The sequence below is a fragment of the Actinoplanes subglobosus genome, assembly GCF_042650585.1.
GTDB classification, from domain to species: domain Bacteria; phylum Actinomycetota; class Actinomycetes; order Mycobacteriales; family Micromonosporaceae; genus Actinoplanes; species Actinoplanes subglobosus.
Window position 1 is genome coordinate 65,808 of the sequence record NZ_JBHSBL010000003.1, and the last position, 13,864, is coordinate 79,671.

At 70.5% G+C, this 13,864-nt stretch carries 11 protein-coding genes and 1 pseudogene; 6 read left to right on the forward strand and 6 right to left on the reverse strand.

The window, feature by feature from the left end:
• Positions 1 to 12: 12 nt before the first annotated feature.
• The gene (pdxH, locus tag ACFO0C_RS02340) at positions 13 to 651 is read right to left on the reverse strand and encodes a pyridoxamine 5'-phosphate oxidase (protein WP_378064970.1); all 639 of its coding nucleotides are present in this window, start codon (positions 649 to 651) and stop codon (positions 13 to 15) included.
• Positions 652 to 877: 226 nt separating this feature from the next.
• On the opposite strand from pdxH, the gene ACFO0C_RS02345 reads away from it, so the two are divergent.
• The 4 genes from ACFO0C_RS02345 (at position 878) to thpR (ending at position 4,888) form a co-directional block, all read left to right on the forward strand.
• A complete protein-coding gene (locus tag ACFO0C_RS02345) occupies positions 878 to 1,984 on the forward strand; it encodes a citrate synthase 2 (RefSeq protein ID WP_378064795.1) in 1,107 nt (368 codons plus the stop codon).
• On the forward strand, positions 1,981 to 3,105 hold the full coding sequence (serC, locus tag ACFO0C_RS02350) for a phosphoserine transaminase (protein ID WP_378064796.1): 1,125 nt from the start codon (positions 1,981 to 1,983) through the stop codon (positions 3,103 to 3,105). The genes ACFO0C_RS02345 and serC overlap by 4 nt, the downstream gene beginning before the upstream one ends.
• Before the next feature lie 236 nt (positions 3,106 to 3,341).
• A complete protein-coding gene (gene sepH / locus ACFO0C_RS02355) occupies positions 3,342 to 4,397 on the forward strand; it encodes a septation protein SepH (RefSeq protein ID WP_378064797.1) in 1,056 nt (351 codons plus the stop codon).
• The gene (thpR, locus tag ACFO0C_RS02360; RefSeq protein ID WP_378064971.1) at positions 4,394 to 4,888 is read left to right on the forward strand and encodes an RNA 2',3'-cyclic phosphodiesterase; all 495 of its coding nucleotides are present in this window, start codon (positions 4,394 to 4,396) and stop codon (positions 4,886 to 4,888) included. Before sepH ends, thpR begins: the two co-directional genes overlap by 4 nt.
• Before the next feature lie 1,337 nt (positions 4,889 to 6,225).
• Here the strand turns inward: thpR and ACFO0C_RS02365 are convergent.
• From ACFO0C_RS02365 to ACFO0C_RS02380, 4 genes are all read right to left on the reverse strand, one after another.
• Complete coding sequence (locus ACFO0C_RS02365) at positions 6,226 to 6,780, reverse strand: hypothetical protein (protein WP_378064798.1); 555 nt, start codon at positions 6,778 to 6,780, stop codon at positions 6,226 to 6,228.
• Positions 6,781 to 6,863: 83 nt separating this feature from the next.
• Complete coding sequence (locus ACFO0C_RS02370) at positions 6,864 to 8,180, reverse strand: MFS transporter (RefSeq protein WP_378064799.1); 1,317 nt, start codon at positions 8,178 to 8,180, stop codon at positions 6,864 to 6,866.
• A 77-nt stretch (positions 8,181 to 8,257) separates the two neighbouring features.
• On the reverse strand, positions 8,258 to 8,707 hold the full coding sequence (locus ACFO0C_RS02375; RefSeq protein ID WP_378064801.1) for a MarR family winged helix-turn-helix transcriptional regulator: 450 nt from the start codon (positions 8,705 to 8,707) through the stop codon (positions 8,258 to 8,260).
• Between the two features lie 100 nt (positions 8,708 to 8,807).
• Positions 8,808 to 10,259, reverse strand: a complete 1,452-nt coding sequence (locus tag ACFO0C_RS02380; RefSeq protein ID WP_378064802.1) for an NCS2 family permease — start codon at positions 10,257 to 10,259, stop codon at positions 8,808 to 8,810.
• Between the two features lie 235 nt (positions 10,260 to 10,494).
• Between ACFO0C_RS02380 and ACFO0C_RS02385 the strand changes: the two genes are divergently transcribed.
• Complete coding sequence (locus tag ACFO0C_RS02385) at positions 10,495 to 10,710, forward strand: DUF2530 domain-containing protein (protein WP_378064972.1); 216 nt, start codon at positions 10,495 to 10,497, stop codon at positions 10,708 to 10,710.
• Here ACFO0C_RS02385 and ACFO0C_RS02390 read toward each other — a convergent pair.
• The gene (locus ACFO0C_RS02390) at positions 10,707 to 11,591 is read right to left on the reverse strand and encodes a DUF3027 domain-containing protein (RefSeq protein WP_378064973.1); all 885 of its coding nucleotides are present in this window, start codon (positions 11,589 to 11,591) and stop codon (positions 10,707 to 10,709) included. The genes ACFO0C_RS02385 and ACFO0C_RS02390 overlap by 4 nt on opposite strands.
• 30 nt (positions 11,592 to 11,621) lie before the next feature.
• Between ACFO0C_RS02390 and ACFO0C_RS02395 the strand changes: the two are divergent.
• Positions 11,622 to 13,082 (forward strand): annotated as a pseudogene (locus ACFO0C_RS02395) (MFS transporter); the annotation flags it as partial.
• Positions 13,083 to 13,864 lie beyond the last annotated feature (782 nt).

Genomic DNA, 13,864 nt, shown 5'->3' on the forward strand with positions numbered 1-13,864 from the left:
TGGTGCCCTGGCTCAAGGCGCGAGCCTCTCGACGACCCAGTCCAGCCCGTCGCGGCTCGTCTCGTCGCGGCGGAACCGGAGCCGGTCGTGCAGCCGGCTGCTGCGCCCCTGCCAGAACTCCACGCTCTCCGGCCGCACCCGCAGCCCACCCCAGTGCGGCGGCGGAGGCACCGGGCCCTCGGCGAACCTCTCGGCCACCGCGGCGAGCCCCTCGTCCAGCGCCTCGGGGCCGGGCAGCACCCGGGACTGCGGGCTGGCCCAGGCGCCGAGCTGGGAGCCGCGCGGGCGGGACGCGAAGTACTCCTCGGTCTCCTCGCGGGACACGCGCTCGACCGGGCCGGCGACGATCACCTGGCGCTGCATCGGAAACCAGGGGAAGACCAGGCTCGCGTACGGGTGAAGCGCCAGCTCCGTACCTTTGCGCGACTCATAGTTCGTGAAAAAGACGAAACCGTCCTCGTCGTACCCCTTGAGGAGGACCGTGCGCGCCGACGGCCGAGCCCTCTCGCCCACGCTGGCCACGATCATCGCGTTGGGTTCCGGCAGGCCGAAGGCCGTCGCGTCGGCGAACCAGATCGCGAACTGGCTGGTCCAGGAGCCGGCCAGGGCGTTCTCGACAAGTGGCGGCCACTCGGTGTAATCCCGGCGCATCCCGGCTGGTGACGGCGGTTCAGTGGCCACACCGCCTCCTTCGCATCCCGTCTCGGCGCCTCCCGGACGCTTCCAGGGGGCGGAAACGACCGTAAGTCCCCCGCCCGGAAACGTCAGTTGAACCAGGATGGGTGTCATCGAGAGCACAATCGCGACGGGTCGACCGTGCGGTTACCCGGCGGGCAATATGAATCACCCACCGCAGTTCGGTTCCACAGGGAGTGCCGTGACCGACTTCAAGCCCGGGCTCGAGGGCGTCATCGCGTTCGAGACCGAGATCGCCGAGCCCGATCGGGACGGTGGCGCCCTGCGGTACCGCGGCGTCGACATCGAGGACCTGATCGGACAGGTCTCGTTCGGCAACGTCTGGGGCCTGCTGGTGGACGGCCGGTTCGGGCCGGGGCTGCCACCGGCCGAGCCGTTCCCGGTGCCGGTGCACTCCGGCGACATCCGCGTCGACGTGCAGTCCGCGGTCGCGATGCTGGCGCCCTACTGGGGGCTGTCGCAGATGTTCGACATCGGCGACGAGCAGGCCCGCCGTGACCTGGCCCGGGTGTCGGTGACCGCGCTCTCGTTCGTGGCGCAGGCGGCCCGCGGCCTGGGTCTGCCGGCCGTCCCGCAGAAGGACATCGACAAGGCCGAGACCATCGTGGAGCGGTTCATGCGCCGGTGGCGCGGCGAGCCCGACCCGCGGCACGTCAAGGCCGTCGACGCGTATTTCATCTCGTCCTGCGAGCACGGGCTCAACGCGTCCACGTTCACCGCCCGGATCGTCGCCTCCACCGGCGCCGACGCGGCAGCCTGCATCTCGTCGGGCATCGGTGCGCTCTCCGGCCCGCTGCACGGCGGTGCGCCCACCCGGGTGCTGCAGATGATCGAAGCGGTTGAGCGCAGCGGCGACGCCGAGGCGTTCGTGAAGGACGCGCTCGACAACGGCGACAGGCTGATGGGTTTCGGTCACCGGGTCTACCGCGCCGAGGACCCGCGGGCCCGGGTGCTGCGCCGGATCGCCAAGGACCTCGGTGCCCCGCGGTACGAGGTGGCCGAGGCCCTGGAGCGGGCGGCGCTGGCCCAGCTCCACGAGCGCAGGCCCGATCAGCACCTGTGGACGAACGTGGAGTTCTGGGCGGCCGTGGTGCTCGACTTCGCCGAGGTCCCGGCGCACATGTTCACGTCGATGTTCACCTGCGCGCGGGTCGCCGGCTGGAGCGCGCACATCCTGGAGCAGAAGAAACTCGGCCGGATCCTGCGCCCGGGTCTCCACTATGTGGGACCGGAGCCGAGGAAGCCGCAGGAGGTCGAGGGCTGGGATCAGCTCCCGCATAATGTGTGACCGTGACTGACATCCGGATTCCCGACGCGATCAAGCCCGTCGACGGACGGTTCGGCTCCGGGCCGAGCAAGGTTCGTCCCGAAGGCGTCGAGGCGCTCTCCGCGGTGTCCCGCACCTTCATGGGCACCTCCCACCGGCAGAGGACGGTGAGGGACCACGTGGCCCGGCTGCGGCGCGGGCTGGCCGAGTTCTTCTCGATGCCGGACGGCTACGAGGTGATCCTGTCCAACGGCGGCACCAGCGCGTTCTGGGAGGTCGCGACGTTCGGCCTGGTCCGGGAGAAGGCTCAGTTCGCCGAGTTCGGCGAGTTCGGCGCCAAGTTCGTGCAGGCCGTCACCGACGCGCCGTTCCTGGCCGAGCCGACCGTGCACCGGGCTCCGGGTGGCCAGGCGGCCTACCTGAGCGCCGAGGCCGGCGTCGACGTCTACGCCACCGTGCAGAACGAGACGTCCACCGGTGTGGCCGTGCCGGTCCGCCGGGTCGAGGGCGCCGACCCGGGCGCGCTGCTGCTCACCGACGCCACCTCCGGCGGTGGCAGCCTCGACGTCGACGTCAGCGAGACCGACGTCTACTACCTGGCCCCGCAGAAGGCGCTCGGCTCCGACGGCGGGATCTGGCTGGCCCTGATGTCGCCGGCCGCGATCGAGCGGGCTTTCGAGATCAAGTCGTCCGGGCGCTACATCCCGCAGTTCCTCGACCTGGTGACCGCGATCGAGCAGTCCCGTCTGGAGCAGACCTACAACACGCCGGCGCTGGCCACCGTCTTCCTCGCCGCCGAGCAGGTCGACTGGATGAACGCGCAGGGCGGTCTGTCGTGGGCGGTCAAGCGCAGTGCGGAGAGTGCGGCCGCGATCTACGGCTGGGCCGACCGGTCCACGTTCGCCGAGCCGTTCATCACCGACCCGGCGCTGCGGTCGGCCGCGGTCGCGACCATCGACTTCGCCGAGGGTGTGGATGCCGCGGCGATCGCGAAGGTGCTGCGCGCCAACGACGTCGTCGACACCGAGCCCTACCGCAAACTGGGCCGCAACCAGCTGCGGGTCGCTCTCTACCCGACCGTCGACCCGTCCGACGTCACGGCCCTGACCACGTGCATCGACTACGTCGTGGAGCGCATGTAGAAATCACCCGTCCGATCAGTGACGGGGTTCATTGCGGTTGACGACGGGGTACCCGTACCCATAAAAGGGTTTGCAGGAATGCGGTTGCGGACGATGAAGATCATCTCCGCTGGTCAGCATCTTGACGGCGTGGCTTACCCCCATTGGGTGACCGAGGCGCGTACCGTGTTCCGAAACGCGCCCGGGTGGATGACTCTCGGGATGTCCAGGCCAACGCGACGGGACGGAGGCAACGCATGCGGCCGGTACGCTTCGTCGCCCTCTCCGAGGACGGTCATGCTCTGGTGCTCGCCGACGAGGTCGGCCGGCTCCTGGCTCTTCCCATCGACGACCGGATCTCGGGTGCGCTCCACGAGGGTCCGGTGGCCCCTGGCAGTGTGGTCTCGGTCCTGACGTCCGACCCCAGCACGCCTACCCTGTCGCCGCGTGACATCCAGGCCCGCATCCGCTCCGGCGAGTCCGCGGAGGATGTGGCCCGCATCGCGGGTGTGCCGGTCGACCGGGTCCTCCGCTACGCCGGTCCGGTGCTCCAGGAGCGGGCGATGCTGGCGCAGCACGCCCGCCGCACCCGGCTGAAGACGTCCGATTCGGGTCAGCCTCTGGCCGAGGTGGTCGACAGCCGCCTCGCGCAGCACGGCATCGACACCGAGAAGATCTCGTGGGACGCGTTCCGCCGCGACGACGGCACCTGGCGCATCGTCGCGACCTGGCCGTCCGGCAAGGCCACCGCGCAGGCCATCTGGGACCTCGACAAGGGCCGCCAGGTGGTCTCCCCGCACGACGACATGGCGCAGTATCTGTGTGCCGAGCGGCCCACCCAGATCCTCGGTCAGGAGCCGGCGCCCGAGCGTGGCGGTCACGGCCTGCCCGGCCCGGCCCGCAGCGGCGAGCCGACCCGCGGCGGCCACGGCCTGCCCAGCGCCGACCCCGCTGCCGCGCGGTCGACCCGCGACTCGATCCGGGCCAGCCGTGACGCGCTGCTCGCCTCACTGGACCGTCCGCTGGAGGGTTCGTCCGGCCGCAGCCTGGAGTCCCCGGCTCGCCGTCCGGTCGCCGGGGGCGCTGCCGCGCTGCTCGGTGGCGGTTCCGGTTCGGCCTTCGACGACGACGCCGACCTGCCCAAGGAGGTGCCGGCCGTCCCGTCCCTCGCGGTGCTGCGCCCGCGCCGCACAGTTGGTCAGGCCAACCAGGCGGGCACCGAGTCCGAGGAGAACAGCAAGCCGCGCAAGCGGCTCCCCAGCTGGGACGACGTGTTGTTCGGCGGCGGTCCGGCAGCCCGCGAGTCCTCCTGAGCCGACTTTTCGTCGCGGTCTTCCCGTCCGAGGAGGCCGTCGATCATCTGTGCCGGGTGCTGCCCTCGTCGGCGGCACGCCGGCCAGAGAAATGGCACGTCACACTGGCCTTCCTCGGTGACGTCCCGGACCCCGACGTCCCACTCGTCACCGACGCGCTCGCCGCCGTACCACCGCCCGGCCCGATCACCTTGCGGCTGGCCGGCGCGGGCCGTTTCGGTTCGGTGACCTGGGCCGGCGTGCACGGCGACCTGGAGCGCCTGACCACCTTCCGCGAGGACATCCGGCACGCACTGGCCGAGGCGGGCTTCCCGATCGACGCGCGACCGTTCCGGCCGCATTTCACGATCTCTTATCGGTACGACCGCCGCCTCACAACCACCCTCGAAAGCTACTCCGGCCCGTCCTGGACCGTGCATGAGTTCGCCTTGGTGGACAGCATCGACGGCGATTACGTCCCGCTGTCGACCCACCGGTTGTCCCCGGCTTAGCGAGTCGCCGCCCTTGGGCAGCCACGCCCACCGTCCGCCGTCCACCCTCAGCCCTCCGCCGGCCGTCCACCCTCCGTCCCCGCCCTTCTCCTCTCCGCCCGTCTGCCCCTTCGCCTTCGCCTTCGCCTTCGCACTTCGCCCCTTCGCCCTTCTCCTCTTCGCCTTTCTCCTCTTCGCCCTTCTGCCCTCCGCCCTTCTCCTCTTCGCCCTTCGTCCCTTCGTCCCTCCGCCCTTCTCCCCTTCGCCCTTCTCCCCTTCGCCCCTCCGCCCGTCCACCCCTTCGCCCTTCGCCCCTCCGCCCGTCCACCCCTTCGCCCTTCGTCCCTCCGCCCGTCCACCCCTTCGCCCTTCGTCCCTTCGCCCCTCCGCCCTTCCGCCCTTCCGCCCTTCTCCTCTTCGCCCTTCGCCCTCCGCCCTTCTCCTCTTCGCCCTTCGCCCTCCGCCCTTCTCCTCTTCGCCCTTCGCCCTTCGCCCTTCGCCCTTCGCCCTTCGCCCTTCGCCCTTCGCTGGCAGCTTCGGCCGCTACCCCTCAATCTTTTACAGCGGTCTCGGCCGCGCCCGACCCAGATTGCCGATCACCGACTTCCCTCGCCGATCTTGGAGACTTCACCACCGAAAACGGTGGTGAAGTCTCCAAGATCGGGCGCGGCGCGGTGCGACGCGACGCGGTGCGGTGCGGCGCGGCACGGCACGGCACGGTGCGGCGCGGTGCGGTGCGGTGCGGCACGGTGCGGTGCGGTGCGGTGCGGTGCGGCACGGTGCGGTGCGGTGCGGCACGGCACGGCACGGCACGCCTCGCCGCGGACGCAGCGCTTGCGACTCCGGAGCCAGGACCTCACGCAACCTTGTCGATCTCCGGCACCTACGGCCCGTAAGACCCGATCAGCGACACCTCAGCCGAACAGCACAGCGGCCACCGCGCGGACCGCGCCGAGAATGCCGGTGAGGCACTGATCCCAGACGCAGCCGTTGGACCTTCGGCCCGTACGACGCCGTCGAGCCGTCCGGCAAAGCCCAGAACGACGAACGCCGAGCCGACAGGCAACAGCCGCCGAGCGTCCGCTACCGGCCCGTCGACCGCCCCAACTCTCCGGCGACGGTCAGCGAAGCAGGAACCGGGCGACTGGCGGCCCGGTCAGAAGGCGAAGCAGGAACCGGGCGACTGGCGGCCCGGTCAGAAGGCGAAGCAGGAACCGGGCGACTGGCGGCCCGGTCAGAAGACGGGGCCGCACTCGTAGCGCAGGGCCGGCCCGGTCAGAAGGCGGGGCCGCACTCGTAGCGCAGGGCCGGCCCGGTCAGAAGGTGGGGCCGCACTCGTGGCGCAGGGCCAGGCCCGGTCAGAAGGTGGGGCCGGACTCATGGCGCAGGGCCAGGCCCGCCTCTTCCAGGAGGGTCTCGACGCGGCAGCGTTCGAGGTCGAGTTCCACGCCCTCCAGCCCGTGCAGGAACTCCCGGATGCCGAGGCACCGGCAGGCGAGCCGCAACCGTGCGTCGTAGGCGGTCATCACGGCCGCGAGATAGGTTTCGCCGTGTGGGCCGGTGCGGCGCCGGTAGTCGAGACGGCGCAGGTCGTACGCGATCTGCTCGATCGAAGGCATCCGCAGTGCCGCGAGGCGCGCCACCGGGTCCCAGGTCCGCATCGTGCGGTCCAGGCGGCGGTAGGCGCGGTCGTCACGGCCGCGGGGCCCCCGGTCGACGCGGCGGCGGTATCGCCGGACCACGCGACGGCCGGAGGATCGGTGGTTGCGGTCACGCAACTCGCTGCGGCCCCGGCGGGTGAACAGTCGGCGCAGGTCACCGGCACCACCGGTGATCATGATGGTCGCGGCGCACGGCAGGATCAGCAGCGCCGACAGCGCCGCCGACAGCACAGCAATGTGCGCGATCGCCACGGTTCGACGCTAGGCGCTGACCCGGCAGGCGGGAATACCCGTTCGGTGGAGCCGGTCGTGCCAACATCACGGTAGGTGCGGATTCAGACGCTGACGCCCGAACCCGACTTGACCAGCGGTTCGGCGTGCGGCCGGAGAGGTGCCGCGGGTGTCTCGGCGATTTCCAGGCGCATCCGCGGGCGGGCCCGTGGTGTGAAACGGATCCGGTCGCCGCTGACCCGCAGCTGCCAGATCAGCGCGCCGACCGCCGCCAGGAAACTGACGAGCCCGGCGGCCCAGATGCTCGACGGCACCCCGAAACGCTCGCCCCACCAGCCGGACAGCGTCGCTCCGATGGGTGTGGTCCCGAGGAAGACCAGCACGTAGAGCGCCATGACCCGACCACGGAACTCGGGGTCGACACCCATCTGGACCCGATGGTTGCAGCCCTGTGCGAGATAGATCGAGAAGAACCCGGTCGGCACGAGCAGCAGGGCGGCGGTGACGAAGTTCGGCGCGAACCCGACAGCGAACTCGAAGACCCCGAAGAGCAGAGCGGCACCGATCACGAGGTACGGCCCGGGGCGCGCACGACGCCGGGTGCCGGCCAGCGCCCCGCCCAGCGAACCGATCGCCAGACATGTGGTGAGCAGGCCGAACGTCGACGGTCCGGCGTTGAAGTCGATCTTCGCGAGGGCGGCGAGGGTGACCGGGAAGTTGAACCCGATCATCCCGATCACGGCCATCATGCAGATCGGCAGCAGGAGGTCGTGACGACTCCCGACGTACCGCAGGCCGTCGATGACGCGGGCGCCGCCGCGGTTCTTGCGCTCGGCGCGGTAGAGATCGTCGGGGCGCATCCGCAGGTAGGTGAAGACAGGCGCGATCGCCAGTGCCGTCGAGATCAGGAACACACCGGGGGTGGACAGCAGCGCGAGCAGCACACCGGCCAGCGCCGGGCCGCTGATCCGGGCCACGTTGAAGGTGGCCGCCGAGAGCGCCAGCGCGTTCGGCAGCAGGTGCAACTCGACCAGTTCGGAGACGAACGACTGCCGGACGGGGGTCTCGACCGCGTTGGCGATGCCGAGGAACAGCGCGGAGACGAACACGTGCCAGAGCTCGACCACGCCGGCGGCGACCAGCACCGCGAAGACGATGGCGAAGAACGCGAAGGCGGCGTTCGCCGCGATCAGCAGCTTGCGCTTGTCGTAGCGGTCGGCCAGGCGGCCGCTCCAGAGGGTCAGGAGCATCACCGGTACGAACTGGAGCGCCGTCACCACACCGAGGGCGCCTGGGGAGTTGTCGGAGAGTTCGAGGACCAGCCAGTCCTGGGCGGTGAACATCATCCACACGCCGATGAGCTTCACCATCTGTCCGGCGGTGAAGAGCCGGTAGTTCTTGACCTGTAGGGATCGGAACATGGCGTTCAGAGCAGCCGCCCCCTAGTTTCGTCGTACGCGTCATCCACACGTGACGAAGCGGAACGACCAGGGGCTTCTCAGCCGCGCGCGACTCGCTGCATGATCTCAGCGGCCTGCGCCAGCGTTTCCCGTTCCTCCGGAGTGAGCTGGTCCAGTGCCGCGGCCAGCCACTCGTTGCGGGCTCGCTCGTGCAACGCGTAGACCGCCCGGCCCTCGTCGGTGGCGGCCAGGATCACCTGGCGCCCGTCGGTCGGATGCGGTGTGCGCGCCACGAGCCCGCGCTCCTCCAGCTTCCCCACGATCTTGGTCATCGTCGGGGGCTGGACCCTCTCCACGTCGGCGAGCTCACGAGGAGTCAGCGCACCGGCCAGTTGGAGGCTGGTCAGCGCGGAGAGCTGACTGAACGTCAGGTCACCGACCGGGCGGGCCTGCCGGACTCGCCGGCTGAACCGGATGATCGCGTCCCGCAGCGTTTTGGCCAGCGTGTCCGCTGTCGTGCGCTCCGTCGTCATCACCCGCTCCGTCACAGTCCTTAGCCTAACTAATAAGCCTGGCTAACGACATCCGCTGACCCATATGACAGCCGTCACCGGGTCGTTGACGCACCCGGTGACGGCTGGAAGAAACTCAGAGGATCCAGGATTCCAGGGGACCCCGGGCGAAGTACAGCACGAACAGGGCCGCGATGCCGTACATCAGCGGGTGGATGTCGCGCGCCTTGCCGGTGAACACCTTCAGGACCACGTACGTGATGATCCCGGCACCGATGCCGTTGGAGATCGAGTACGTGAACGGCATCAGCGTGACGGTCAGGAACGCGGGCACCGCGATCGTGTAGTCCGACCAGTCGATCTGCCGGACCGTGGTGATCATCAGGAAACCGACCACGACCAGCGCGGTCGACGCCGCCTCGAACGGCACCACCTTCACCAGCGGGGCGAAGAACATCGCCACCAGGAACAGCGCGCCGGTGACCAGGCTCGCAACACCCGTGCGGGCGCCCTCACCGACACCGGAGGCGCTCTCCACGTACGACGTGTTGCTCGAAACGCTGGCCGCACCGCCGGCCACCGCGGCGACCGAGTCGACGAGCAGGATCTCCTTGGTGCGGGGCGGCATGCCCTCGGAGTCGAGGAGCTCACCCTCCTGGCCGACCGCGACCATCGTGCCCATGGTGTCGAAGAAGTCCGTCACCAGCAGCGTGAAGACGAACATCAGCACGACCAGCGGGCCCGCGGTGCTCCACGAGTCGAGCACGTTGAACTTGCCGAGCAGCGACAGGTCCGGGGCATCGATGATCTGGTCTGGCAGCGCCGGCACGTTCAGCGACCAGCCACCCGGCTTGAGGAAGGCCGGACCCAGCTTCGCCACCGCCTCCACGATGATCGCCAGCACCGTGGTGCCGAGGATGCCGATCAGGATCGCGCCCTTGACCTTGCGGACGAACAGCACCAGCGTGAACAGCAGACCGATCACGAAGACGAAGGTCGGCCAGGTCACCAGCTTGCCACCCAGGCCGAGCTCGACCGGGACGGTGGTACCGGCCGCGTCCGGGATCCGGTGCACGAACCCGGCGTCGACCAGGCCGATGATCATCAGGAACAGGCCGATGCCCACGCCGATCGCGGTCTTCAGCTGGGTCGGGACCGCCTTGAAGACGGCCGTCCGCAGCCCGGTCAGCACCAGGATGAGGATCAGCACACCCTCGATGACGATCAGGCCCATCGCGTCGGCCCAGGTCATCTCGGGCGCGATCTCGTACGCCACCAGCGCGTTGACGCCGAGACCGGCGGCCAGGGCCAGCGGGAAGCGGCCCACCACGCCCATCAGGATCGTGATCACACCGGCGACCAGCGCGGTCCCGGCGGCAAGGGCGGTGATCGGGAGCTTCTGACCGTCGGCGTCGATGCCACCGGCCAGGATGAGGGGGTTCAGGACCACGATGTAGGCCATCGTGAAGAACGTGACGACGCCGCCACGGATCTCCCGGCTCAGCGTCGAGCCGCGCTTGGTTATCTCGAAGAACCGGTCGAAGCCGTTCTTCGCGGTTGCGGATGCCGCTTCGGTATCAGCAGACATGGGGACCTTCCGAAAGGATGGCGCAGGGGTGAACGCGCGCATGCTTTCAGATGCAACTACCTCCGCAAAAGCGAAGTGATGTTACAACTCTCACGCGCTGCGCCGATGCGATCCGTAGTGGCCGTACCCTGACAGAGTGAGTGACCTGTCTCCCGCCACGCAAACCGGCGAACCCCTGCCGGTCCTCGCCGTGGTGACCGGGACGAAACCGAGGCCCGAGCCGCTGGACCCACCCATGGTCCCGTTCGCGCTCGCCGGTGTCGCCGCCTTCGCCGCCGCGTCCCTGATCACCTGGCTCGGTGGTGCACCGCAGTCGTGGGTCGAGATCAGCGTCGCGGGCCTGGTGTGGGGCATCCCGGGCACGTTGACCATGGTCGTGCACGACCGGGGCCGTGCACGACGCCGCGCGCTGACCCACCCGGATTTCCAGGTGGTGGAGGAAAAACCCTAGCTGTGGCCGTAATCCTCGGCCGGGTCGCCCGACTCGACCGAGCCGTGGCCACGGCTGACCGCCACCGCCTCGACCTCACTGTCGTCGTAAACCGTGGGCAGCTCGTCGACCGGCTGCTCGGCCGCGCTCAGCAGCGCCTCCGAGTGCGCGCCGCAACCGTGGTCGGCGCTGACCGCCCGGCCGTCGTCGGGCGCGTAGAGGTTGCCGCAGACGCCGAACATCGTGCGCAGCGAACCGGCGAGCGGCAGGTAGAAGCCACAGGTGCCGCAACGGGCGTTACGCGGGGCAGCGCTGGAGATCGGCGCCTCCGGGCCGGCGTCCCCGTCATACCACCTCTGGGCCGTCTCCATCCGGCCCTCCTGGGACATCACCCGGGACCGGCCGAGGCCCAGCTCCCAGGAGACACCCTCGACGGCGGCGTCGTCACTGAGCACATAGCCCGGGGCGAGACGGTCGTCGTCGGGAGCTGTCGGCATCAGGTCGCCGACACCCAGATCGCCGGGCTGCACCCGCTCGTTCCACGGCACCCAGCCGGGGGCGAGCAGAGCATCCGGACCGGGCAACAGCACGGTCTCGCAGACTGTCACGTGGCGGCTGCGCGGCACCCGGGTCACCGTGACGGCCCACCGCCAGCCGCGGTAACCGTCGAGGTGACTCTCGAAGAAGTGAGTAACCACACGGTCGCCTTCGGCGATGGCTTCGAGGTGGTCGCCGACGTCGGTGGGGTCCACTTCGGTGATGGCACCACGGGCCACCCCGACGGCATCGGCACAGACCTGGTCGAGTCGGGCGGCGCGGGAGGTGGTCCTGGAGGTCACCCGCCCATTGTTGCCTACCGAACCCGGGTGCCCGCAACGACTCCCCAGATAGCCGGGCGTCAGAGGCGACGCGGGTCGCCCGCATCAGTCAGGATGGTTCCCATGCCGCAGTTCTCCGCGCTCGGGCGCATCGTCGGCACCGGCATCAAAGCGGGCCGTCTGGTGGTGCGCGGCTCGGTGCGTGGTGGCGCCTGGGCCACCCGTCGCGTCGGCCTGGCACGGGCCAAGGGCGCCGCCAACGAGATCGGCATGATCCGGCTCTTCGACCTGCACGCAGTCTCCTGTGCCGGTGACGCCCTCATCGCCATCGGACTCGCCGGGACCATCTTCAGCGTCCCGCTCGGCGAGGCCCGCAGCAAAGTGGCGCTCTACCTGCTCATCACGATGGTGCCGTTCGCGCTGCTGGCGCCGGTCGTCGGCCCGTTGCTCGACCACTTCCGGCACGGCCGGCGGTATGCCTTGGCCACCACGTTCCTGGGCCGGGCGTTCCTTGCCTACGTCATGTCCGACAACCTGCTCGGCTGGGGCCTCTATCCGGCGGCGTTCGGTGTGCTGGCCCTCTCCCGGGCGTACGGGGTGGCCCGCTCCGCCGCCGTGCCCCGCCTGCTGCCCGAGGGCATCGGACTGTCCCAGGTGGGCGCGCGCGCCAGCGTCTACGGCACGTTCGCCGGTGCTCTGGTCGCACCGATCGGCCTGCTCGCCTTCAAATTCGGGCCACAGTGGCCGCTCCGCGTCGCCACCGTCATCTTCATGATCGGCGTGGTGGTGTCGCTGCGCCTGCCACCACGCGCCGACTCCGACCCGCCGGAGGCGATGCCCAGGGCCTGGCGGACCGTCCTAGGCATCGGCCGCGGCTCGGACCGCCCGCTCTCCAACCGCCTGGTCGTCGCCACGCTGATCGGCAGCAGCAGCCTGCGCCTGCTCTACGGTTTCCTGCTGCTCTTCCTCACCTTCGCGATCATGGGCGACCAGCTGACCACCGAGGTCTTCGGCTACGACCTGGGGCGCAACATGGCGGTCGGCCTCATCGGCGGCGCCCTGGCCCTCGGCACCTTCATCTCCACCGCGGCCGGCACCGGTCTGCGCATCCGGCGGCCACTCGCCCTGCAGTCCAGCGGCCTCATCGTGACCGCCGGCGTCGCCGTGCTCACCACGATCCTCTACAACCTCGCGATGGTCACCCTGCTGGCGCTGCTCACCGCGGTCTTCAGCGGCATCGCGAAACTGGCCGTCGACGCCAGCATCCAGGAACGAGTCCCCGAACGGCAGCGAGCCACCGCCTTCGCCCACTCCGAGACGGCCCTGATGCTCGCGTGGGTCGCCGGCGGCGGCCTCGGCCTGGTCCCCTTCGACGGACGGCTCGGCCTGGCCTTCGCCGCGCTGCTCGCGGTGCTCGCGGCGGCCAGGGCCGCATGGTCGGCGGCACGCCTGCACAACGAGAGGCTTGCGGGCCGCCCCGACGCCGTCGTCCCAGAAGACCTCGGTGGTACGGCCGGAGCCGCCCCCGACGACCCGACCGACCTGCTCCCGCCCTCTCCGCCCGGCACCACTCCCTCGTCCTCCTCCTCGTCCTCCTCCGACTACCGCCATCCGTCGGCTTCGTCGGGCGGCCCTCCCTTCTTCCCCGGCCGCGCCGACGCCGCGCCCGACGGTGACTCCACCTCCAGTTACCACCCCTCCTCCCGCAGCCAGTCCTCTCGCAGTGAGTCCTCTCGCGGCCAGTCCTCTCGCGGCCGGGCCGGCGCCGAGTCCGGCGGTGACCGGGAAGCGTGGATCGAGGCCGAGGAGACCTGGACCGACGCGCCCTGGACAGCCGGTGGCGACGGGGTGCAGAGCGGCTCGTCCCACGGCCGGGCCGGACAGGGCAACAACACCCGGGCGGGCCGCCGCGACGATCGCACCGCACGCCCCGGCGGAGCCCCCGGCCCCCGGCACCCGTCCGACCAGCAGTCCCGTGACGGCGACACCCAACGACTCGACGCCGAACCGGACGCCAAACGCTGGTGGCAACGCAAACGTAAGAGCACAGCCACCGCCCGCCGGCCGCGAGCAACGGGCCGCACCGACAGCGGCCGGCCGGACGCCTTCCCCACGGACAGCGGCGGTCAAGCCGGCGACACCCCCGGGCCCGGCGGACGGACCGCAGGCCGAGACTTCGGGACAACCGGCGGTTCCCGGCCCGGCGGCGGCGACCGCGACAGTGCTGGGCGGCGTGGCGGCGGCGGGCTGGGCGCCGGTGGTGGCCGGGACCGGACGCGAGGACGCGATGACCGGGACGCCGGCGCCGGCGACTCTGATTCGAGCGCCGGGCCGCCGGTGGCGCCGCCCGGATTCCA

What these genes read in the sequence shown, in the direction of transcription:
- sepH (WP_378064797.1), top strand. Translation starts at nt 3,342, where the DNA reads ATGCGGCCGGTACGCTTCGTCGCCCTCTCCGAGGACGGTCATGCTCTG.
- ACFO0C_RS02385 (WP_378064972.1), top strand. Translation starts at nt 10,495, where the DNA reads ATGGTCCCGTTCGCGCTCGCCGGTGTCGCCGCCTTCGCCGCCGCGTCC.
- ACFO0C_RS02370 (WP_378064799.1), bottom strand. Translation starts at nt 8,180, where the DNA reads ATGTTCCGATCCCTACAGGTCAAGAACTACCGGCTCTTCACCGCCGGA.
- pdxH (WP_378064970.1), bottom strand. Translation starts at nt 651, where the DNA reads ATGCGCCGGGATTACACCGAGTGGCCGCCACTTGTCGAGAACGCCCTG.
- ACFO0C_RS02380 (WP_378064802.1), bottom strand. Translation starts at nt 10,259, where the DNA reads ATGTCTGCTGATACCGAAGCGGCATCCGCAACCGCGAAGAACGGCTTC.